The 21,205-nt window shown below is 72.8% G+C and carries 17 protein-coding genes; 9 read left to right on the top strand and 8 right to left on the bottom strand.

The annotated features are described in order from the left end of the window. Window positions 1-117: 117 nt before the first annotated feature. A complete protein-coding gene (locus ABZ671_RS18400) occupies window positions 118-1,122 on the bottom strand; it encodes a zinc-binding dehydrogenase (RefSeq protein ID WP_357859023.1) in 1,005 nt (334 codons plus the stop codon). Between the two features lie 172 nt (window positions 1,123-1,294). Here ABZ671_RS18400 and ABZ671_RS18395 point away from each other — a divergent pair, with 172 nt between their 5' ends. Beyond that, complete coding sequence (locus ABZ671_RS18395; protein WP_357859011.1) at window positions 1,295-2,008, top strand: spermidine synthase; 714 nt, start codon at window positions 1,295-1,297, stop codon at window positions 2,006-2,008. 79 nt (window positions 2,009-2,087) lie between these two features. On the opposite strand, the gene ABZ671_RS18390 is transcribed toward ABZ671_RS18395, so the two are convergent. Further along, window positions 2,088-2,723, bottom strand: a complete 636-nt coding sequence (locus ABZ671_RS18390) for a DJ-1/PfpI family protein (protein WP_357859008.1) — start codon at window positions 2,721-2,723, stop codon at window positions 2,088-2,090. A 29-nt stretch (window positions 2,724-2,752) separates the two neighbouring features. After that, window positions 2,753-5,998 carry a heavy metal translocating P-type ATPase gene (locus ABZ671_RS18385; RefSeq protein WP_357859005.1) on the bottom strand — a complete coding sequence of 1,082 codons (3,246 nt, stop codon included), beginning with the start codon at window positions 5,996-5,998 and terminating at the stop codon, window positions 2,753-2,755. 222 nt (window positions 5,999-6,220) lie between these two features. On the opposite strand from ABZ671_RS18385, the gene ABZ671_RS18380 reads away from it, so the two are divergent. Both ABZ671_RS18380 and ABZ671_RS18375 read left to right on the top strand, forming a co-directional pair. Further along, window positions 6,221-6,418, top strand: coding sequence for a heavy metal-associated domain-containing protein (locus ABZ671_RS18380; protein ID WP_357859002.1), 198 nt, complete (start codon window positions 6,221-6,223; stop codon window positions 6,416-6,418). 12 nt (window positions 6,419-6,430) lie between these two features. Continuing rightward, window positions 6,431-6,817 (top strand): NAD(P)-binding protein, encoded by a 387-nt coding sequence (locus ABZ671_RS18375; protein ID WP_357859000.1) that lies wholly within the window; start codon window positions 6,431-6,433, stop codon window positions 6,815-6,817. Here the strand turns inward: ABZ671_RS18375 and ABZ671_RS18370 are convergent. Both ABZ671_RS18370 and ABZ671_RS18365 read right to left on the bottom strand, forming a co-directional pair. Then, window positions 6,800-10,501: an FHA domain-containing protein gene (locus ABZ671_RS18370; RefSeq protein WP_357858997.1), complete on the bottom strand. Its 3,702-nt coding sequence runs from the start codon at window positions 10,499-10,501 to the stop codon at window positions 6,800-6,802. The two genes, ABZ671_RS18375 and ABZ671_RS18370, sit on opposite strands and share 18 nt — an antisense overlap. A gap of 49 nt (window positions 10,502-10,550) precedes the next feature. Continuing rightward, window positions 10,551-10,976, bottom strand: a complete 426-nt coding sequence (locus ABZ671_RS18365; RefSeq protein ID WP_357858995.1) for a CBS domain-containing protein — start codon at window positions 10,974-10,976, stop codon at window positions 10,551-10,553. Window positions 10,977-11,374: 398 nt separating this feature from the next. On the opposite strand from ABZ671_RS18365, the gene ABZ671_RS18360 reads away from it, so the two are divergent. Then, on the top strand, window positions 11,375-14,320 hold the full coding sequence (locus ABZ671_RS18360) for a BTAD domain-containing putative transcriptional regulator (RefSeq protein WP_357858991.1): 2,946 nt from the start codon (window positions 11,375-11,377) through the stop codon (window positions 14,318-14,320). Here ABZ671_RS18360 and ABZ671_RS18355 read toward each other — a convergent pair. Beyond that, window positions 14,317-14,562, bottom strand: a complete 246-nt coding sequence (locus ABZ671_RS18355) for a cation transporter (protein ID WP_357858988.1) — start codon at window positions 14,560-14,562, stop codon at window positions 14,317-14,319. The two genes, ABZ671_RS18360 and ABZ671_RS18355, sit on opposite strands and share 4 nt — an antisense overlap. Before the next feature lie 126 nt (window positions 14,563-14,688). On the opposite strand from ABZ671_RS18355, the gene ABZ671_RS18350 reads away from it, so the two are divergent. The 5 genes from ABZ671_RS18350 to ABZ671_RS18330 all read left to right on the top strand — a co-directional run bounded on the left by ABZ671_RS18350 (window position 14,689) and on the right by ABZ671_RS18330 (window position 20,081). Next, window positions 14,689-14,820, top strand: a complete 132-nt coding sequence (locus ABZ671_RS18350; RefSeq protein ID WP_357858985.1) for a hypothetical protein — start codon at window positions 14,689-14,691, stop codon at window positions 14,818-14,820. Window positions 14,821-14,858: 38 nt separating this feature from the next. Next, window positions 14,859-15,632, top strand: a complete 774-nt coding sequence (locus ABZ671_RS18345; protein WP_357859020.1) for an ABC transporter ATP-binding protein — start codon at window positions 14,859-14,861, stop codon at window positions 15,630-15,632. A 1-nt stretch (window position 15,633) separates the two neighbouring features. After that, on the top strand, window positions 15,634-18,162 hold the full coding sequence (locus tag ABZ671_RS18340; protein WP_357858982.1) for an FtsX-like permease family protein: 2,529 nt from the start codon (window positions 15,634-15,636) through the stop codon (window positions 18,160-18,162). 31 nt (window positions 18,163-18,193) lie between these two features. Next, window positions 18,194-18,697, top strand: coding sequence for a GNAT family N-acetyltransferase (locus ABZ671_RS18335; protein ID WP_357858979.1), 504 nt, complete (start codon window positions 18,194-18,196; stop codon window positions 18,695-18,697). Window positions 18,698-18,995: 298 nt separating this feature from the next. Next, window positions 18,996-20,081, top strand: coding sequence for a hypothetical protein (locus ABZ671_RS18330; RefSeq protein ID WP_357858976.1), 1,086 nt, complete (start codon window positions 18,996-18,998; stop codon window positions 20,079-20,081). Window positions 20,082-20,160: 79 nt separating this feature from the next. Here ABZ671_RS18330 and ABZ671_RS18325 read toward each other — a convergent pair whose 3' ends face one another. Further along, window positions 20,161-20,469, bottom strand: coding sequence for a hypothetical protein (locus ABZ671_RS18325; protein WP_357858973.1), 309 nt, complete (start codon window positions 20,467-20,469; stop codon window positions 20,161-20,163). A gap of 19 nt (window positions 20,470-20,488) precedes the next feature. Beyond that, complete coding sequence (locus ABZ671_RS18320) at window positions 20,489-21,061, bottom strand: DNA alkylation repair protein (RefSeq protein ID WP_357858970.1); 573 nt, start codon at window positions 21,059-21,061, stop codon at window positions 20,489-20,491. Window positions 21,062-21,205: the final 144 nt, after the last annotated feature.

The following is a 21,205-nucleotide window of genomic DNA, read 5'->3' as shown; positions in this document are numbered from 1 at the left end:
TCCCGCCCTCCACCCGGTGGTGGGGGCGACCCCCCCCCCCGCCTGAAGTGCAAGGAGGGGCCCCTTATTAACAGACGTCTGTTAATAAGGGGCCCCTCCTTGCACGCGGGCCGGGTTTCACGGGCGCAGGATCAGCCGGATCGGATTGCCCTGCTTGTCCCCGACCCGGCGCACCGCCTCCGGCGCGTCGGCGAGGGCCAGCACGTCGCTGACCGACGCGGACAGGTCGAGCCGGCCCAGCCCGGTGAGCGTCACCAACTGCCCGACGTGCTCGGCCTCCGAGCCGTAGTGGCCGAGCACCACCTGCCGGTTGTAGCTGAACCGGCTGTCCGACGGGATGCTGACCGGCTGGTTGGCGATGCCGGCGAGCACCAGCCGGCCGTGCCGGCCGAGCACGGTCATGGCCTGCTCGCGGGCCGCGTTGACGCCGGCGAAATCGAACGCGACGTCCAGCCCCCGGGTGCCGGTCAGCTCCAGCATGGCGTCCTTGAAACCGCCGTCCTTCGGGTCGAGGGCCAGGTCCGCGCCGAGGGCGATCGCCCGGTCCCGGGCCGCCGGCAGCGGGTCCACGGCGATCACCGGGGCCGCGCCGATCAGCAGCAGCAGCTGCACCGCGTGCGCGCCGAGCCCGCCGACGCCCCACACCGCGACCGCCTCCGCCGGCCGGACCCGCCCGGTGTCGGTGATCGCCGCCCAGGGCGTGGAGACCGCGTCCGGGATGATGCAGGCCTGCTCGAACGGGAGCAGGTCCGGGACGGGGACCAGGGTGTCCTCGCGGGCCAGGGCGTACTCGGCCCAGCCGCCGTCGTAGTCGACGCCGCGGGTGAGCACGAGGCCGAAGCGGTCCCGCTCCCCCGCCTGGAGCAGCACCCGCTGGCCCGGCTGCCAGCCTCGCACCCCGTCGCCGAGCGCGTCCACGGTGCCGGCGACCTCATGCCCGAGGGTCACCACGTCGCCCGCCAGGTACAACGGGGTCAGGGTGCCGTCGATCAGGTGCACGTCCGACAGGCACACCCCGGCGGCGGCCACCCGGATCCGCACCTGCCCGCGTCCCGGCTCGGGCACCGGCACCGTCTCCATCCGCAACGCCCGCTCGGCCACGTGCAGCCGACCGGCCAGCATCTCCGCCACGCTCCGCTCCTTCCCCAGCCGAGCTGGAGTCGCCGCAGGTGTACCCGGCGTGGGGCGAGCGATGCCCACCGCTCCGAAAAACGGTGCAACAGGTCGGATGGCCCGGCCGCACTTCGACGGGCCGGTAACATCCGGTCACGGACCGGCGGAGAGGACCACCACGGTGGCGGCGCGATTCGAAGAACTGGCCTGGCGGGAGACGCCGATCGGGGCGATCAGCCTGCGCCGACGGCGCGACCCGTCACTCGACGTCGACGTGTACGAGGTGAAGCTCGACGACGAGTTCCTCATGTCCAGCCTCTTCCCGGTCGCGGAGATCGAACTCGCCCGGCTCGGGCTGGCGCAGCTGACCGGGGACGCCCTGGACGTGGTGGTGGGCGGGCTCGGGCTGGGCTACACCGCGCGGACCGCGCTGGAGGACCCCCGGGTCCACTCGTTGCTGGTGGTCGAGGCGATCGAGGACGTGATCGACTGGCACCGGCGCGACCTGCTGCCGTTCACCGCCGGGCTGGCCGCGGACCCGCGTACCCGGTTGGTGCGGGCCGACTTTTTCGCGGCGGTCGCCGGCGGTGCCGGCCTCGACCCGGAGTCGCCGGGCCGGCGCTTCCACGCGGTGCTGCTCGACGTGGACCACTCGCCCCGTCAGGTGCTGCATCCCAGTCACGCCGCCTTCTACACGGTGGACGGGCTGCGCCGGCTCGCCGCACTGCTGCACCCGGATGGCGTGTTCGCGCTCTGGTCCAACGACCCGCCCGACTCGGCGTTCCAGCGGGTGCTGACCGAGGTGTTCCCGACCTCGGTGGCGCACGTCGTCCGCTTTCCGAACCCGCTGCAGCGCCGGGAGGCCGCGAACACCGTCTACGTGGCCCGGCACTGAGCCCACGTGCGGGCCGGTCCGCCGGCCCCAGGGGCTGCCGCCCGGGTGAGCGCGCGAGCGCGCACCCGGGCGGCAGCCGTCAGCCCAGCACCCGCTCCGGGTTGGCGCGCAGCGCGGCGACCAGCCGCGCCGGCGCAGTACCCGGCGACCCGGCGGAGTACGGCGGCCGCGGGTCGTACTCGATGCCGAGCTGGACCAGCTGGGCGACCGCGTCCCCGGCGATGCGGCCGGCCAGCGCGAGCGCCATGTCGATGCCGGCGGAGACGCCGGCCGCGGTCACGTACTTGCCGTCCACGACGACCCGCTCCGGCGTCGGCAGCGCCCCGAAGGTGGGCAGCTGCTCCAGGGCCAGCCAGTGCGAGGTGGCCCGGCGGCCGGCGAGCAGCCCGGCCGCGGCCAGCAGCAGCGAGCCGGTGCAGACCGAGGTGGTCCAGGTGGTGCCGGCGTCCACCGCGTGCAGCCAGTCGAGCAGCCGGGTGTCGGTCATCCGGGCGATCTGCCCGGGGCCGCCGGGAACGACCAGCACGTCCGGGTGGGTCACCTCGTCCAGGGTGGCGGTGGCGCAGAGGGCGAGGCTACCCGTGTCGGTGGTGACCGGCCCGGCCTGGTCGGCGACGAAGACGGTGCGGGCGCCGGGGAGCCGGCCGAGCACCTCGTACGGGCCGACGGCGTCCAGTGCGGTGAACCGGTCGAAGAGCAGGACGGCGATCTGCATGAGTCTTTCCTTCCAGGAGTGACGGATGGTCAGCGGGCGTCGACGGTGAACGGCACGGTGATCACGTGGCCGTCGGCCAGGCGGAACTGGCCCCAGAGCCGGTAGCGGCCCGGGCGGGGGAAGTCGACGTGCAGGTCGAGGTCCGGCCCGTAGGTCTGGCCGGGCAGCGCGAAGACCGGCCGGCCGTCGGCGTCGGAGGTCTCGGCGTGCTCGTGGGCGAAGGTGTCGCCCGCCGCCGACATGATCACCACATGTCCGGCGGCGGCGAGGTACGGCCGCAGCCCGGTCAGCGGCCGGCCGGTGGCCGGGTCGGCGAAGCGGTAGGTGAAGCTGCTGCGGCCGACGTTCGCGGTCCCGTCCAGAGTCACCTGGACGCCGTCGACGACCTGCTGCCGCCCGGACACCGTCGGCCGCTGGTGGATGACGTCGGCGGGGTCGCCGACCACCACGTAGCGCCGCTGCAGCACGTCGGTGAGCTGGCCCTTGCGCCGGAACTCGACGTGGACGAGGTAGCGGCCGATGGTGGGGAAGGTGAGCGTGACGTCGAACTCGCCGGGCCGGTCGGTCGGCTGCGGGTGGACGTGGGCGAAGCTGGCCAGGTCGTCGCGGACGGCGATCAGGTGCATCCAGGCCTCGTGGCTGCGCCCGACGTCGCGGACCGGTCGGCCGGTCTTCGCGTCGACGACCCGGATCCGCAGCGTGGCGGGCTGGCCGGGCGGCACCTCGGCGGGCGTCCGGACGTCGACCCGCAGCCCGGCCTCCTCGGCGGGCACCGGTCGGGTCTCGGCGGTCATCATGGTGCTCATCGCCGGCCGCATCGGCATGCCGGTGCCCTGCGCCCAGGCCAGCACCCCGTTCATGCCGCGCGCGGCGGCGTCGGTACGGCTCAGCGCGGTGAAGCCGGCGCCCACGGCGAGCGCGAGGGCGGCCACCCCGGTCAGGTACGCCCAGTCACCGATCCGGGCAGCCGGCCGGGGCCGCAGCGCGGCGGCGGTCTCCGGCCGGCGGAACCGGCGCAGCCGCAGCGCGTTGGTGACCACGCTGACCGAGCTCATCGCCATCGCGGCGGCGGCGAGGGACGGGTCGAGCAGGATGCCCCAGGCCGGGTAGAGCACCCCGGCGGCCACCGGGATGAGCAGCACGTTGTAGCCGAACGCCCAGCCCAGCCCCTGCTTGATCGTGGTGACCGTACGCCGGGACAGCGCGATCGCCGAGACGATGCCGCGCAGGTCCCCGCCGACCAGGGTGATGTCGGAGGCGGCGATCGCCACGTCGGTGCCGGTGCCGATGGCGATGCCCAGGTCCGCGCGGGCCAGCGCCGGCGCGTCGTTGATCCCGTCGCCGACCATCGCCACCACCGCGCCCCGCGACTGCAGAGCGCCGACCCGGGCGGCCTTCTCCTCGGGGCGGACGTCGGCGATGACGTGCTCGATGCCGACCTCTCGGGCCACCGCCTCGGCGGTGATGCGGTTGTCGCCGGTCAGCATCCACACCTGCAGGCCCAGCGCCCGGAGCTGGGCGACCGCCTCGGCGGCCTCGGGCCGGACGGTGTCGGCCACCCCGAGCACGGCGGCGAGCCGGCCGTCGAGGGCGATGTGCACCGGGGTGCCACCTGCGGCGGCGACCGCGGTGGCCTCCCTCGACAGGGCGCTGACGTCGACCTTGTGACGGCGCATCAGGGCCGGGTTGCCGATAAGCAGGCTGCGGCCGTCGACCCGCGCCTCAACGCCGTGGCCGGGCACCGCCTCGAAGGAGTCCGCCGCCGGGACGGACAGGTCACGGGCGCGGGCGTGCCGGACGATGGCCTCGCCGAGCGGGTGCTCGGAGCCGGTCTCGGCCGCCGCCGCGTACGCCAGCAGCCGGTCGGCGTCGACGCCGTCGACGGTGTGGACGACGGTAACGTCGGGACGGCCGCGGGTGAGCGTGCCGGTCTTGTCCAACACCACGGTGGTGACCCGCCGGGCCTGTTCGAGGGCGTCGCCGCCGGAGATGAGGATGCCCAGTTCGGCGGCCTTGCCGGTGCCGACCATGATCGCCGTCGGGGTGGCCAGGCCGAGCGCGCACGGGCAGGCGATGATCAGCACCGCGATCGCGGTGCCGATGCCCAGGGTCAGCCGCCCGTCGTCGGGCCCGGCGACCGCCCAGACGCCGAAGGTGAGCAGGGCCAGCCCGATCACCGCCGGGACGAACCAGGCGGAGACCGTGTCGACCAGCCGCTGCATCGGCGCCTTGGCGCCCTGCGCCTGCTGGACCAGGCGGACGATCTGGGCGAGGGTGGTGTCCTGGCCCACGGCGGTGGCCCGCAGCACCATTGACCCGGTCCGGTTGACGGTGGCGCCGATGACCACGTCCCCGACCGTCTTCGACACCGGCATGCTCTCGCCGGTCAGCATGCTCTCGTCCACCGTGGACGCGCCGTCGGCGACGGCGCCGTCCACCGGCACCTGCTCGCCCGGGCGGACCCGGACCAGGTCGCCGACCACGACCGACTCGACCGGCACCTCGGTCTCGACGCCGTCGCGCAGCACCCGGGCGGTGCGGGGGCGCAGCCCGAGCAGGGCGCCGATCGCCGCGCCGGTCTGCCGCCGGGCGCGGGCCTCCATCCAGCGGCCGCAGAGCACCAGCGCGATGACCACCACGGAGATCTCGAAGTAGACGTGCAGCGGCAGGCCGAGCCGTTCGGCCGCCGCCGGCCAGAGCGTGACAAAGGCGCTGTAGGCGTAGGCGACGGTGGTGCCGAGGGCGACCAGGGTGTGCATGTTGACCCCGCCGTGTCGGGCCGCCGCCCAGGCCGCCCGGTAGAACGGCCGGCCCGCCCCGAACTGCACCACGGTCGCGACGACCAGCAGCGCCGGCATCAGCCAGTCCATCGCGTCGATGGACAGCGGCACGTACATCAGCACCATCATCGACAGGCCGGTGGCGAGGGTGAGCTGCCAGATCCGCTTGAGCCGGGTGACCTCCCGCTCCTGCGCCCGGGCCCGCTCGGCGTCGTCGGCGTCGGGGGTCGGGGACTGCGGCGCGCGGCCCGGCCGGGGCGGCTCGTCGGCGTGCACGGTGGCGGTGTAGCCGGCGCGCTCCACCGCGGCGATCAGCGCCGCCGGGCTCACCCGGGCGGGGTCGTAGCCGACGCTCGCCGTCTCCGTCGCCAGGTTGACCTCGGCCCGTTCCACACCCTCGACCCGGCCCAGCGCCCGCTCCACCCGCCGGACACAGGACGCACAGGTCATCCCGCCGATGTCCAGCGTGCCGGAGGCGACGGTCGGTGTCGTCATCGCACTGCTCCCTTCGTACCGGGGCGTCGCAGGCGCCCTGGCTGCCTCCCGCCCGCCGCTGCGGGTCGGTGTCGCCACGCTCCCGGCCGCCGCTGTCCGCCCGCTGTCCGCGCCCCGTCACCCCCTTCCGGCGTACGCGACAGGGCGCGGACAGCGCCCACCGGCACGGTTCGGGCTGCCGGGTCGCCACCTCGGCGGCTCACCGGACGAAGGAGTGAACCCGTGAACCAGCTCGTGCTTTCCGTGCCGAACATCAGCTGCGGCCGCTGCGTCGAGGCGATCCGGGAGGAGGTCGGCCAGGTGGCCGGGGTCCACGGCGTGGAGGTGGACCTCGCGGCCCGGACCGTCCGGGTCGACGGGGACGCCGACCGGGCCGCCGTCGTGGCGGCCATCGGCGAGGCCGGCCACCAGGTCGCGTGAGGAGACGGACCGATGGACCTGGACACCGTGATCGTCGGGGGCGGGCAGGCCGGGCTGGCGCTCGGCTATCACCTGCGCCGTGCCGGCGTGCCGTTCGCGATGCTCGACGCGCACGCCCGGGTGGGCGACGCCTGGCGGCAGCGCTGGGACTCGCTGACCCTGTTCACCCCGCTCTATTTCCTCGGCCTGCCCTGGCAGCGCACCCGCGGCTCGGCGGTGCTCGGCTGGGTCGGCCGGGACGCCGAGGTGCTGGCCGCCCGGCTGGCCGAGGACAGACGGCTGGTCCCAGGGTGGAAGCTCAACCATGATGCTGGATCGTCGTATCGCGACACTGGCACGTGCACTCCCGTTCCGGCCGGTCCGCGAGATCCAGCATGGGCGTCAATCGGAAAGGAGTAGCGGACCGCCATGGCCGGGCAGGCCCCGGTCGACCGGGATCGCCTCCTCGACCGCACCGTCGGCGGTGATGCCGTGACCACGGGTCTGCCCGGCGAGGCGCTGGTAGTAGGCCGAGACCGCGGCGAGCGCCTCGCGCGTCGCGTTCAGCAGTGTGCTGCCCGCCTGCTCGACGACGCTGGCCTCGTGGATCTCGAACGCCCGAATACCCTCCAGCACCGCGGTTTTCAGGTCGCGTAGCAGTTGGACGTCGGCGTGCGCGTACGTGCGGCACAGCGGGGTGACCCGCCCGAGGTTGTCTCCCGCCAGCAGTAGCTCCTTGACGGCGGAGACGGATTGCCGCACCAGCGTGACGTCCGGCCGCGTCGACATGGCGGCGAGGCCGGCGTCGAAGGACCGGATGTCCAGCTGCGGGTCGCAGAAGCCGACGGTGAGTTGCCACAGGGTGCGCAGGTCGTTGTGCAGCAGCCCGTCCAGGTAACTGACCAGGAACCGTCGGTGCCCCTCAATGATGTACTGCGCCTTGAAGGGCGTCAGCTCTCGGGGGTCTTCACCGAGGGTCGTGACCGAGGTGGTGAATCCGTAGTCGGCGGTCAGGGCATTTCCCATGCCGACCAGCATGTACACGAACCGCACCCAGGTCCGGAACAGTTCTTCCAGCGGCAGCGCGTGCAGACCGTCCTCGGTGAGCACCACGCCCCAGCGCGCGCCGAACTGCAGCCGGCGCAGATGGCCGATCTGGTACATCGAGAGTTGGGAGTCGATCTCGGCGTGCGCGTGGTGCAGCACTTTTCGATATGCCGCGGTCGCGTCCATCCCGACGTAATTGCGAATGATGTGTGGACCGCCGACGTGCAGGTGAATGAATTCGCTGACGTCGATCACCGCGCCGCCGATCGCCATCCAGTAACCCGCGTCGGAGGTGTCGTGCCGCACCAGATCCGACACCTCGAAGCGGGGGGTCTGCTGCGCGTGGCCCAGATAGGTGGTGAAGACGTCCTCGGCGAGACGTCCGTCGGCCACCAGTTGGCGGAGGAATTCGCGGCCGTCGCCGGGCACGACGTCGGTCAACGCCTGGAGCACGGAGACGGCGAACCGTGAACTGCCGCACACGTAAACGAATGCGCCGCGGCCGCCCTCTTCGGTGGGCTGCAACAGCTCCCAGAGCGCATCCGCCTCGGCGCGGATCACGTCGTCCACCCGGCGTCGCTGCCCGGCCCGGACGACGTGGCGCCGGCCATCGAATTCGATCGCGGCACCGGCGCGGGAGAACGCGACGGTGAACTTCAGCCGGCCCGCGGCCGCTGCCGCATCCAGGTCGGTGCGCTCGACGAATTCGTCCGGTGTCCGGATCCCCAGATAGAGCCGGTTCTCGCCGGGTCCGGTGCGCGCGGCGACGAACCCCAGGAACGGAGCGATCCCGGAGCCGGCCGCAAACATGACGACGGGTCGGGCTGGATCGGCCGGCAGCCGGAACCGGGGCGTGGAGACGATCTGCAGCGACAGCCGGTGTTGGCCCTCGAGGCTCGCCCGCCGCAGGAAATGCGATGCCACACCCCGCCGTTCCCGCGGATACGACCACGGCGTGCGGGCGGAGATGTAGCCGAGGCCGGCGACCACCAGGTGCAGCGTGGTGGCCGGTTCGCCGGGCGGCGGAGCCGAAGCGATCGAGTACAGCCGGAACGGCTCCGGCGGAATCACCGCGCAGAACGCGTCATTCTCGGTCCCATCGGCCTTCCACAGCCGGGTGACGTCATATCCGCCCGCGTACAACAGGTTCAGGACATCCCACAGCTCCCACTGGTCCTCCATGCGGGCGTCCACCACCCGCTGCCACGCACCTACGGCCGTCAGCTTCACCAACCGTTTCGCCACTTCCCGTCCGATCGGTCGGAGCCGAGCGAAGCGCAACAGCGTCCGCAGTGGCAGCACATCGACCTCGCCGTAGCCTTCCCGGCAGGCCACCGCCGCTCGCCATTTCGGGGTGAGCCGCACCAACTCGTCGCCGGTGGCCTGCAGGGCGGCGACCGTGCGGCGCACCAATTCGTCTTCGTTCTCCGCCAGCACACCGACCCGGTCGCCGGGCAGGTGGTGCACGCCCTGCCCGGCGACGTCGATGTCCAGATAGCAGGTCCAGGCACCAGACTCGCCCGTGACGACCCGACCCCGACGAGCGGTCCCGAACACCACCGGCGCACCCACCGGCAGGCGGCGCTCCTCGCGGACGACGGCCAGTTCGTCGTCCACCTTGTCCCAGGTTCGGTCCTTGAAAAGCCCGGTGAACCGAGCGCCCGTGGTCACCTGCCGGCCGACCTTGAACGCCACCTCCAGGAAGCCGTACGCCTTGATGCGATGCAGACCCATCCAGCCGCGGTCACCCACATAGGCGTCGAGCACGGCGTTGTAGATGCCGCGCAGGGTGCTGCTGCGGGTGTCCTCGACGTACTGGCGCACCGACACCTCGCGCAACGCCGCCACCAGCTCCTGCCAGTGCCGTGGGAAGAAGCCGGCGAGGTAGCTGCTCTGTTGCCCGACCAGCGAGCCGTAGTCTCGGCGCTCAAGGAACGCGTCCAGCGCGTGGATCTGTGGTTGCGCGGTGCCGCTCGGGCTCGGTGCGCCGTCGAAGATCGGAACACCGGCGGTGCCGACCGTTTTTGCCCACAGCACCTGGTCGAGCGCGTGCCGGGCGCGGGGGTTGGGATCGATCTGCGGGTAAATGGCCTGCGTGACGTGCTGCAACCGGTCGAGGATCACCAGTAGCGCGCCTTCCAAGGCGGCCGGATCGTCCGCGACCACGGCTTCCTGGGCTGCCAGCATGGCGCCCAGCACGGGCGTGAGCCCCATCGCGAATTCGGTGGTGACCAGATAGAACACCCGCTCCGCCGCATTGTTCCAGGTCGGCACGAGCAGGTCCATGTTGTCCAGCGCCCGTGGGCCGGCCGGATCACGCAGCCGCCAGTTGTAGAAGAACAGATCGATGTACGAGACGGCCGGGGTCTTTTTGCCCAGTCGGCGCGAGACTGTGGTCCACGGTCGCAGCAGCGAGTCGGGCAGAGCGGTCGGCGGATCGATCGCCATGTACTGATAGGCGTGGGCGAAGACACCGAGCAAAGTCGAGGCGCGCAACAGGTACCTGTCGGGCAACGCCTCGGGCCTGGCGTCGAGCACCGGCATCGCGTCGAACGCTCTGCGCAGCGTGAGCCGACGGAACAGGTCGGGGAGCCGGTCGGTCATGTCGTCCCAGGCCCGGTGCGAGTCCGGGAAGGCCAGCAACGGTGGTTCGACCGGCAGAAATCCGTGCGCGAGCGACAGGAATCCGTCCAGTTCGTGCCCGACCTGCCGGTTGTGCGCCTCGGCGGCCTCCACCACCCGTCGTGCAGCGACGCCCGGCGGCGCCACCGGCCGCAGCAAGGTCCGAGACCCGTCGAAGATCATCGTCGCGTTCGGGTCGAGGAACGTCCACGTCAGCTCGTATCGGCAGATCCGCAGCCGATCCCCGGGGACGAGCACCCGGCGCGTCACCCGCTCGTCGTTCACGTAGGTGCCGTTGGTGCTGCCCAGATCGGTGAGCACCAGATCGTTGTCGACGATCTCGAGGCGCGCGTGCCGCCGGGAGACGCTGTGGTCGTCCAGCACCACCGCCGCCGCGCCGCTGTCTCGACCCAGGGTGATCGGCAGTGCACACACCCGCTCGCTGGTCGTTTCCGTGTGCCGATCGGTCAGAATCAGCCGGAGCTCAGGAATGGTAGATCACCGCTCGGCACAGATCAGCCCGGGACAGCGTGCCCACGAGCTTCCCGTCGTCGACCACGGGGATTCTTCGAATCCCGCGGTCGATCATCACAATCGCCGCCCGGGCGAGTTCCTCGGTCGGGCGGACCGTCGCCGCGTCGCGTACGACGAGGGGGTCGACGACGCGGTCGGCGAGGGCGCGGCCCCGCTCCAGGAAGATCCGGAACGCGTCGGCGAGCGTGCCACCACCAGCGGTAACGTCGTCGAAGGCGGGCAGCATGGCCCGCACCAGGTCCTCTTCCGACAGTGACCCGACGAACCGGCCTTCGTGGTCCAGAACCATCAAATGGCCGACCTCCGACACACTGACCACCTCGGCCGCCCGCCGGATAGTCGCGCCGAGCCGTATGTATGCAGGGAAAGCTGTCATTACGTCGCTGACCTGCACGCCACCTCCCAGGTCCGATCTACGGCCGGCTCGCACAATCTCCGCCACACCTGGCGACCACGAATGCCGAATCCGGTACAAGAGGTGCTCCGTACGGGCTTGCAACCGATCTGACACGGGGCCGGAGCCGCGTGTCCGCCGGCACCCGTTGAGCTTAGCTGGAGCGCTGATCCGTGATGATCCGACGAACGGCGGACACCGCGCGACTGCACAAATCGCGGCTGATCGACCGATCAGGGAGAGACCCCGGATGACAGCCAAGACCGCCTCTGGGCAGCCTCGGCCGAGGTTGATCGCGGCGTACCATAGGGCCCGCCCGGGCGGCGACCCGGCGATCGGAGCGGGCCCCGGAGCCGGCACCGCGGCGGGACGGGAGTGCGATGAGCCGGGACAGTGGGCCCACCACCACGGTGAGCTTCGGCGTGCTCGGCACCGTCGAGCTGCAGGTGGCCGGCCGACCCGCCACCCCCCTCGCCCCGGCGGTCCGCGCGCTGCTGGCCCGGCTGGTCCTCGCCCCGGGCCGGGTGGTCTCGGCCGACGCGCTCACCGACGCGCTCTGGGGCGACCAGCCCCCGGCGGACGCCACGAACGCGCTGCAGCTACGGGTGTCCAAGCTGCGCCGAGCCCTGGTCGCCGCCGGGGCGGGCGGCGAGCTGCTGGTCACCCGCGCCCCCGGCTACCAGCTCGCCATCGCCGCCGACGCGGTCGACGCGTACCGCTTCGAACGGTTGCTGGACCGGGCCCGCGCCGCGACCACCGGCGACGGACCGGCCGCGGCGCTGGCCTGCTACGACGAGGCGCTGCACCTGTGGCGGGGCCCGGCCCTGGCCGACGTCGGCGAGGCCGAGTGGGCGCTGGCCGAAGCAACCCGGCTGGAGGAGCTGCGCCTCGGCGCGATGGAGGACCGGCTGGAGCTGCTGTTGGAGTCGGGCCGGCAGGCCGAAGCGGTCGCCGACCTGGAACACCTGGTCGTCGCCCACCCGCTGCGCGAGCGGCTGCACCGGCTGCTGATGCTGGCGCTCTACCGGGCCGGGCGGCAGGCGGACGCGATCACCGCCTACCACGCGCTGCGCCACCGCCTCGCCGACGAGCTGGGCATCGACCCGGCACCCGAACTCCAGGCGCTCGCCGAGGCGATCCTGCGGCAGCAGGTGCCCGCCCCGGCCCCGACTGCCGCCCCCCGGGTGCCGCAGCGAGACAACCTGCCGCGCCGGCTCTCCTCCGTCATCGGCCGCCAGGACGACGTGCAGCGCGTGCTGGACCGGCTGCGCGAGGCGCGGGTGGTGACGCTGACCGGGCCGGGCGGCGTCGGCAAGACCACCCTCGCTCTGGAGGCGGTGCGCCACGCCGACGACACCCTGGCCGACCGGGTGCACCTGGTCCGCCTGGCCGCGCTGCCCAGCGGCGCCGACCTTCCCGAGGCGGTCGCCGACCAGCTCGGCGTGACCACCGGCGGCCCCGGGCCCGCCGCGACCGCCGCGCTGGTCGCCTGGCTCGGCGCCGACCGGACGCTGCTGGTCGTCGACAACTGCGAGCACGTCATCGACGAGGCGGCCGAACTGGTCGAGCGGCTCGTCGCGGCCTGCCCCGCGCTGACCGTGCTGACCACCAGCCGGGAAGCCCTCGCGGTGCCCGGGGAGACCCAGCTGGCGGTGGCTCCGCTGGGCGTACCCGAGGGGCCGGCCGATATCGCGCGACTGGGTGACAGCCCGGCGGTGGCCCTTTTCGTCGATCGCGCGCGGGCGGTGCGCCCCGGGTTCACCCTCGACGCGGCGACCGCGCCGGTGGTGGCGGACATCTGCCGGCAGCTCGACGGCATGCCGCTGGCCATCGAGCTGGCCGCCGCGCGGGTGAAGGCGCTGCCGCCGGCGGAGATCGCGGCCCGGCTGCACGACCGGTTCGCGCTGCTCACGGCGGGGGCGCGGACCAGCGAAGCCCGGCACCGCACGCTGCGGGCCACCCTCGACTGGAGCCACGACCTGCTGTCCGAGGCCGAGCGGCGGCTGCTGCGCCGGCTGGCGGTGTTCCGCGGCGGTTGGGACCTGACCGCCGCCGAGCAGGTCTGCGCGTTCGACGGCCTCGCCGGCGACGAGGTCCTCGACCAGCTGTTCCGGCTGGTCGACCGCTCGCTCGTGGTGCCGGACCCGGCCACCGGGCGGTTCCGGCTGCTGGTCACGATTCGGGAGTACGCCGCCGCCCGGCTCGCCGAGGCCGGCGAGACCGAGACGGCCCGGGACCGGCACCTCACCCACTTCACCGAGCTGGCCGAGCGGTACGGCCCGCACGTGCGCTCCGACGCCGACGCCTGGGCGCGGATGACCGAGGAACACGACAATCTCCGTGCCGCCGTCGACCGCTGCCTGGACCGCGGTGACGCGGTCGACGCCGGCCTGCGACTCGCCGACGCCCTCTTCCTGTTCTGGAACTACGGCCCCCGGCACGAGGGCATGCGGGCGCTGACCGCGCTGCTCGCCGCCGGTGAGGCCGCCCCGGCCGCCCGGGCCGCGGCCCTGCAACGGATCGGCCTGCTCGGCGTCTACTACCCCACCGCGCAGACCCGGGCCGCCGCGCGGGAGAGCCTGGCCGAGTTCGAGCGACTCGGCGACCCCGTCAACACCGCGACCTCGCGGCTCGTCGTCGCCTGGGAGGGCCAGTACGACGGCGACGCGGACGAGTACCGGGCGATGGTCGCCCAGGCCTGCCGGGAGCGGGGCGACACCGACGACCCCTGGTGGCACGGGACGATCCACTACGTAGAAGGGCTGCTGGACCTGCGGACCGGCGCCTTCGCGCGGTCCGCCGAACAGTGGGCCCGCAGCCTTGACTGGACCCGGAAGGCCGGCGATCGGCTGCTGCCGGCCGGGATCCTGGCGCACCTCGGCGTCGCGTTGCGCGAGGCGGGCCGGCCCGACGAGGCGATCGCCACCCTGGAGGAGGCGGCGGCCGAGGCCCGCCGTAACCCCTCCCCGCACGCGCTGGCCTTCACCCTGGTGCAGCTCGCGCACACCCGGCTGGACGGGGGCGAGGTCGACGGCGTGCCGGCGATGCTCGCCGAGGCGACCGACACCGCCCGCCGCAGCGGCAACCCGCGCTGCCAGGCCTGGGCGGCCTGGGGCCGGGCCCGGATCGCGTACGCCGACGGCGACGCGGTCACCGCCGCGGACGAGTGCCGCCGGGCGGTGGAGCTGCTGGAGGAGCGGGAGTTCCCGTGGGCCCGGCAGCGGCTCTGGTCGCTGACGGCCGAGGCGGCGGCCGCCGCCGGGCGGGGGCAGGAGGCCGACGCGGCCCGGCGGGCGGCGGCGGCCCTGGAGAGCACCGCGCGTTAGCCGAGCCGGCGGCAGTCCGGTCCGGCCGGGCAGACCTTCAGGCCGGCCCGGCGCAGCGCGGCCGGATCCACCTCCCCGCCCACTCGCAGCACGCCCGCGTCGGCATCGAACTCCAGCGACACCACCCCGGGCAGGTCACTCACCCGCCGGCTGACCCTGCGTACGCAGCGCCGGCAGATCCCGGGCGGCAGCACCACGATCGCCACCCGCGCCGGCGCCGCGGGCTCGTTCCGTTCCACCATGCCGCAAGCCTGGTCGCCGCCGCTGTCCATTCGCTGTCCGCGCCGCGCCGGCCGGCAGCCAGTGTCCGGACAGCACGCCCGGTCACTCTCCTCGTGTCACCGATCAGCACCGACCGAGGAGTCGCCGTGAACCACCTACTCACCGCCGAGCTGTGCCGGCTGGAGCGCGCCGAGTTGGCCCGCCGGCTGCGCCGGGAGCGCCACGCCGCCACGGTTCGCGCCGCGCGCCACACGCCGCGCCACCGGGCCCCCCGCTGAGCCAACCGCCCCGACCTGACAGGAGATCCCCGATGACCATGAGCACGCTGCCCCGCCCCACCTCGACCGCCGCCGCCGTGCGGGCGCAGAACGTCGTACGCACCTACGGCCGTGGTGACGCCGCCGTCCGCGCCCTGGCCGGCGCCACGGTGTCCCTCCCGGCCGGCCGGTTCACCGCCATCATGGGCCCGTCCGGCTCCGGCAAGTCCACGCTGATGCACGCGCTGGCCGGCCTGGACACCATCGACGCCGGGCAGGTCCTGCTCGGCGACACCGACCTCGGCCAGCTGACCGAGCGGCAACGCACCCTGCTGCGGCGGGACCGGATCGGCTTCGTCTTCCAGAGCTTCAACCTGGTACCGACCCTGACCGCGCGGGAGAACATCCTCCTGCCGCTCACCCTGGCCGGCCGACGCCCCGACCCGGAGCGGCTGGACCGGCTGGTCGCCACCCTCGGCTTGGCCGAACGGCTACGACACCGACCGAGCGAACTCTCCGGCGGCCAGCAGCAGCGGGTCGCCGTGGCCCGCGCCCTGATCACCCAACCGGAGATCGTCTTCGCCGACGAGCCGACCGGGAACCTCGACTCGCAGGCGGCCGAGGCGCTGCTCGGCTTCCTGCGGCAGGCCGTCGACGAGTTCGGGCAGACCATCGTGATGGTCACCCACGACCCGCACGCCGCCGCGTACGCCGACCGGGTGGTGTTCCTCGCCGACGGCCGGATCGACGGCGAACTCGACGCACCGACCGTGCCGACCATCCTGTCCCGCATGGCGCGCCTGGCCGCGCCCGCCACCACCGGAGCGAACTGACATGTGGCGTCTGACCCTGCGTACCACCCTGGCCCGGCGGGCCCGGCTGGCGCTGACCCTGCTCGCGGTCGTCCTCGGCGTCACCTTCGCCACCGGCGGCCTGGTCCTCACCGACACCTCCACCCGGCTGCTCGACGACCAGTTCCGCACCGCGACCGCCGGCGTCGACCTGACCGTGCGGGAGGCGGTCGCCTTCGACTCCGCGATGGGCGTCGAGGTCGCCCGCGACCCGCTCCCGGCCGACCTGACCGCGCGGGTCGCCGCGGTCTCCGGGGTGGCCGACGCCCGGCCGGCGGTACGCGGCCAGGGCCTGCTCGAGGTGGCCGGCAAGGCGGTCGTGCCCGGCGGCGCGTCCGTCCTGGCCTCCTGGCTGCCCACGCCGATGGGCTCGTTCACCATCCGCAGCGGCCGACCGCCGGCCGCCGACGACGAGGTGGTCCTCGACGAGGACACCGCGCGCGCCCAGCGCGTCCGGATCGGCGACACCGTCACCGTCCGGGCGACCGAGAACGGCCGGCTGCGGGTGGTCGGCCTGGCCGGGTTCGGCGACCGGGGCGGCCTGCCGAACAGCACCGTCGCCCTGGTCACCCTCCCCTCGGCGCAGCGCCTGCTGCGGCTCGGCACCGGCGTTTCGGAGGTGGCGGTCGTGGCCTCGCCCGGGATCGCCCCCGACCAACTGCGTGACCGGATCACCGCCGTCATCGGCGCCGACTACGAGGTTTCCGCGAGCCGGGACATCGCGGCCGCCGGGGCGGCGGCAGCCCGGGACCAGATCAGCTGGCTGCAGCTGGTGCTGCTCGCCCTGGCCGGCGCCGCCCTGCTGGTCGGCGCGTTCCTGATCGCCAACACGTTCGCCATCGTCGTCACCCAACGGACCCGGGAACTGGCCCTGCTCCGGGCCGCCGGTGCGACCGGCGGGCAGGTGCTGCGTTCGGTGCTCGGCGAGGCGCTGCTGGTCGGGCTCACCGCCTCGGCCGTCGGGCTCGTGCTCGGCGTCGGCGCCGCCACCGGCATCCGGGGCCTGGCCCGCGCGTTCGGCGTGGCGCTGCCGGAGGGCGGGCTGGTGCTGACCGGCCGTACCGTGCTGGTGGCCTTCGCGATCGGCGTCCTCGTCACGGTCGGCTCGGCGGTCGGGCCGGCCCGCCGCGCGGCGGCGGTGGCGCCGGTGGCGGCGCTGCGCGAGGCGGCCGCCGCGCGCACCGGACGGATTCGGGTGGTCGCGGGCGCGCTGGCCGCCGTCGTGGGCCTGGCCGCCACGGTGGCGGTGCTCGCCACGGACGCGCCGGTCGCGCTGCTGGGCCTGGCCGCGCTGGGCGCCGTCGGCGGGCTCGCGCTGCTCGGACCGGCCATCACCCCCACTCTGGTACGCCTCGTCGGCCGGCCGCTGGCCGCCGCCGGCGTGACCGGCCACCTGGCCACCGACTCGGCGGCCCGCACCCCGCGACGTACGGCGGCGACCGCCCTGGCGCTGGCCCTCGGGCTCGCGCTGATCAGCTTCATGGCCGTGCTGGGCACCTCGGTCAACAGCTCGGTCCGGCAGTCGTACACGGAGGTGATCACCGCCGACCACCTGGTGGAGAGCGCCCGCAACGAGATGCTCGGTGGCCTCTCCCCCGTCGTGTACGAGCGGGTCAGCGGGCTGCCCGAGGTCGCGGTCGCGTCCCGGCTGCGCTACGGCCACTGGCGGGACGGGTCGATGACCCAGGCGCTGACCGGTGTGGACCCGGCGACGTTGGCCCGGGTGGCGAACCTGCACTTCACCGCCGGCAACCTGGCGGCGCTGAACGGCGGGGGGATCGTGCTGGCCGAGTCCGTGGCCCGCGACCGTGGCCTGCGCGTCGGTGACGAGCTGCCGATGACGTTCTCCCGCACCGGCACCCAACGCCTCACCGTCGTCGGCCTGCTGCGCAACGGCGATGCCCGAGCCCTGTCGACCGACTACCTCATCTCGCTGGACACGTTCGCCCGCAACTACAGCGAGGAGATGGACGCGAGCGTGCTGATCCGCACCGCCGACGGCACCGACCGGGCCGCCGCCGAACAGGCGATCAAGAGGGCCCTGGCCGACACCCCGACCGCGGAACTGCGCGACCAGGCCGCCGCGGTCGCCAGCCGTACCCAGATGATCGACCAGGTGCTCGGCTTGGTGACGGTGCTGCTGATGCTGGCCGTGGTGATCGCCCTGCTGGGCATCACCAACACCCTCGCCCTGTCGATCACCGAGCGCACCGCCGAGATCGGGCTGCTGCGCGTGGTGGGGATGACCCGCCGGCAGCTCGGCTGGATGATCCGCGCCGAGGCGGTGCTGGTCGCCGCGCTGGCCGGCGTGCTGGGGATCGTGCTGGGCGCCGGCTTCGCCGCCGCCACGGTCCGCGCGCTGGGCCGGGACGCCCCGACCGTGCTGGCCGTGCCGGCCGGCCGGTTGCTGGTGGTGCTGGCCGTCGCACTCGCCGCGGGCCTGCTCGCCGGCCTGCTGCCCGCCCGCCGCGCCGCCCGGCTGGATGTCCTCGCCGCCATCGGCACGCCCTGAGCCGCCACTCCCTTCGCGTAAGGAGCAGATCATGACTTCAATCGTTACTATCCGCTCGGCCGGCCCGGCCGACGCCGACACCGTGGACACCCTGGTCCGGGAGCTCGCCGCCCACGAGGGCGACAGCGAACACGTCACCGTCAGCGTGGACGGCTGGCGTGGCCTGCTCGGCCGCAGCGACATCATCGTCCTGCTCGCCGAGCGGGCCGGGGAACCGCTCGGGTACGTCTCGGCGCTGCGCCGCGTACACCTGTGGTCCGGGCGCGACATCCTCGCGCTGGACGACATCTGGGTCCGGGCATCCGCCCGGGACGCCGGGGTCGGACGTGCCCTGATGCTCGCCCTCGCGCGCACCGCCGCCGAGGACGGGCTCGTCATCCGCTGGGAGGTCAAGCCGGACAACGCGGGGGCGCAGCGGTTCTACCAGCGGCTCGGCGCGGGACTGTTCACCAAGGTGATCGCCGGCTGGCGCCCGGAGAGCTACCTGCCGCTGCTGTCACCGGAGACGGAGACGGGCTACCGCCTCGTCCCGTGACACCGACGGCCCTGCCTTCGTCCGGCTGCGGATCGCGGTGGCCGCCCCACGTGGAGCGGCCACCGCGGCGTTGGGCCGGGCAGTTCCGCGCAATTGCCGGCGACAGCTTTTGCGAGTTCACTTTCGACATATTCACGAAACCACTTATTGTCATTTATAATTGTCAATGCATAAGGGGTCATTAATCCTTTGGCTACTTCTTTCTCCATCTGCCTAACGTATCGATGAGGTGATGACTGGAAGTTCCAACGCGGGCAACATTTTGGACTCCCCGTCCATTAGCCGAAAGGTAGGGACCATGTCCACGAGACTGCTTCGTGGCCTGACCGCAGCCGCGCTGTTGACCGCAGCAGCGCTGACCACGGCAGGCACCGCCAGCGCCTCGCCGACCACCCTCACCACCTCGACGAACACTGTCATCGGAACCACCGCACAGCTCAGCCCGGAGGTCGCCAGCACCGCCACGGGCAACGGCCCCGACGCCCGGCAGCAAGCCCTGGCCGCGTACTGGACCCCGGCCCGGATGAAAGCGGCCAAGCCGGACACCGAGATCCCCTCGGTGAAGGCGGCGCTCGCCACGCGCGACAGCAACCGGACCACGAGCGCCACCCGCCCGCAGGGACCGTCCGTCAGCGTGGCCCCGGCCGCGCCCGCCGCCGAGCCGAAGGCGAGCGGCACCACCACCGTCGCGCCGTCGGACATGTCGACGCAGGCCTATTTCCCGAACTACCCGGTCGGCCACCCGACGGCCCGCACGTCCGGCAAGGTCTTCTTCACCCTCGGCGGCGGTAACTACGTCTGCTCGGCGACCATCGTGAACACCGAGGGCAAGTCCTCGGTGTGGACCGCGGCTCACTGCCTCACCGGCAACCAGGCCTGGGCGACCAACTGGGTCTTCGTCCCGAACTACAACAACGGCTCGGCCCCCTACGGCTACTGGTACGCCATCCAGCTGTGGGCAAAAACCGCCTTCTTCAACAACAACAACGATTTCGCCAACGACGTCGGGTCGGCGGTGATGGCCCGCAACGGCGGCTGGCGGATCGCCGACTACTTCGGCGGCCAGGGCATCGCCTGGAACTTCCCGATCGGCCAGTACGACTACGCCTTCGGTTACCCGGCCGCGTCCCCGTTCAACGGTGAGGTGCTCACCGCCGAGAACGGTTCCACCTACGACGGTGGCGGCGGCACCATCTACATGGTCAACTACATGACCGGTGGGTCCTCCGGCGGCGGCTGGCTGATGGCCTTCGACGGCAACTGGGGCTACCTCAACGGGCACAACGACTTCAAGTACACCACCATGCCGCAGTACATGTTCTCGCCGTACTACGGCAACCAGGTGGCTGACCTGTACAACACCATCCGCTACTACTCCGCCTGATCGATCGGAGCGTAGGCGCCGGGTCCGGTTCGGGCCCGGCGCCGTCCTGTTGCCTCCGCCTCTCCCGAACGCGGCTTTCTCATCGATGCGAAAAGGCCTGCTCATCAGTGAAAATGAGGTAGCAGTGGAAGACCAGGAGAATTGGGCCGGCGGCAGTGAAAAGCACGCCAAGCGCTCGGTCCAGCAGGACGAAACGTGCCAGGCGCCGGTCGTGATCGGGGTCCGGTAGCAAGCGCCATGGCGGAACTCGCCGCAGCACACTTGCGGCACTCATCGACTGCCGCATATGCCACTCCGCCGCTCCGCGAAAGTTAGTGGCCAAGACGACGCCGACGAGGGTCATGACCAGAGGGATGAGGAACCCGGCCAGCACACGCCACGTCTCCATCCGGCCCCCTTCGATGTGGTCACCGGATCATAGGTGACCACACCGGACAGTACTCCCTGCGGCGTTGCGGTTCGAACTTCTCGATCGCGTACCGCAGCATGACCCGGGGCATGACCCGGTAACGGCGGGCCAGGAACTCCTCCGCCGCAGCCCGGTCACGGTTGCCCACCTCGCGCAACATCCAGCCCACCGCCTTGTGGACGAGGTCGTGCGGGTCACGCAGGAGCCGTTCACCGAGCCGGAAGGTCCAATCGAAGTCGCCAGCCTTGATGAAGGCGAACGTTGCCATGACGGCGATCCGCCGGTCCCACACCAGACTCGACTCGGCCAACCGATCCAGCACGCTCCGGTCCTTGTCCATCAGCCAGGGGCCGACGATGTACGGCGCGGACGAGTCCACCAGATCCCAGTTGTTGATGCGATCGGTGTTGGCCAGGACGATCTCGAAGATCCTGCCCCGCTCCCCCTCGTCCCCCTTGGCGAACCTGCCCACCAGGATGAACAGCGCCGTCAGCCGCTCCTCGTGCACGCCGCTCGTCAGCAGCACCACCGTGTCCGCCAGCGACAGGTCGCGCCAGAACCGGCCGGCCACCCTGCGCTGCTCCGGCACCGAGACGCCGATGGCCCGGTCACCCTCGCCGTACCCCCCCCGGGGCCATCTGCAGAAACCGGCTCACCTCCGCCGCCCGTCGGGGGTCGGCGAGGCTGGCGAGTTCATCACGGACGTCCGCGGTCG

Origin of the sequence: Micromonospora sp. NPDC006766 (assembly GCF_040636055.1) — a bacterium.
GTDB lineage: Bacteria > Actinomycetota > Actinomycetes > Mycobacteriales > Micromonosporaceae > Micromonospora.
This window is presented reverse-complemented; position numbering and strand designations above follow the sequence as displayed.

Excerpts from the sequence above, each read along its gene's own strand:
- ABZ671_RS18400 (WP_357859023.1), bottom strand. The coding sequence starts at position 1,122 with ATGCTGGCCGGTCGGCTGCACGTGGCCGAGCGGGCGTTGCGGATGGAG.
- ABZ671_RS18390 (WP_357859008.1), bottom strand. The coding sequence starts at position 2,723 with ATGCAGATCGCCGTCCTGCTCTTCGACCGGTTCACCGCACTGGACGCC.
- ABZ671_RS18385 (WP_357859005.1), bottom strand. The coding sequence starts at position 5,998 with ATGACGACACCGACCGTCGCCTCCGGCACGCTGGACATCGGCGGGATG.
- ABZ671_RS18375 (WP_357859000.1), top strand. The coding sequence starts at position 6,431 with ATGGACCTGGACACCGTGATCGTCGGGGGCGGGCAGGCCGGGCTGGCG.
- ABZ671_RS18365 (WP_357858995.1), bottom strand. The coding sequence starts at position 10,976 with ATGACAGCTTTCCCTGCATACATACGGCTCGGCGCGACTATCCGGCGG.
- ABZ671_RS18360 (WP_357858991.1), top strand. The coding sequence starts at position 11,375 with ATGAGCCGGGACAGTGGGCCCACCACCACGGTGAGCTTCGGCGTGCTC.
- ABZ671_RS18355 (WP_357858988.1), bottom strand. The coding sequence starts at position 14,562 with ATGGTGGAACGGAACGAGCCCGCGGCGCCGGCGCGGGTGGCGATCGTG.
- ABZ671_RS18345 (WP_357859020.1), top strand. The coding sequence starts at position 14,859 with ATGAGCACGCTGCCCCGCCCCACCTCGACCGCCGCCGCCGTGCGGGCG.
- ABZ671_RS18340 (WP_357858982.1), top strand. The coding sequence starts at position 15,634 with ATGTGGCGTCTGACCCTGCGTACCACCCTGGCCCGGCGGGCCCGGCTG.
- ABZ671_RS18335 (WP_357858979.1), top strand. The coding sequence starts at position 18,194 with ATGACTTCAATCGTTACTATCCGCTCGGCCGGCCCGGCCGACGCCGAC.
- ABZ671_RS18330 (WP_357858976.1), top strand. The coding sequence starts at position 18,996 with ATGTCCACGAGACTGCTTCGTGGCCTGACCGCAGCCGCGCTGTTGACC.
- ABZ671_RS18325 (WP_357858973.1), bottom strand. The coding sequence starts at position 20,469 with ATGGAGACGTGGCGTGTGCTGGCCGGGTTCCTCATCCCTCTGGTCATG.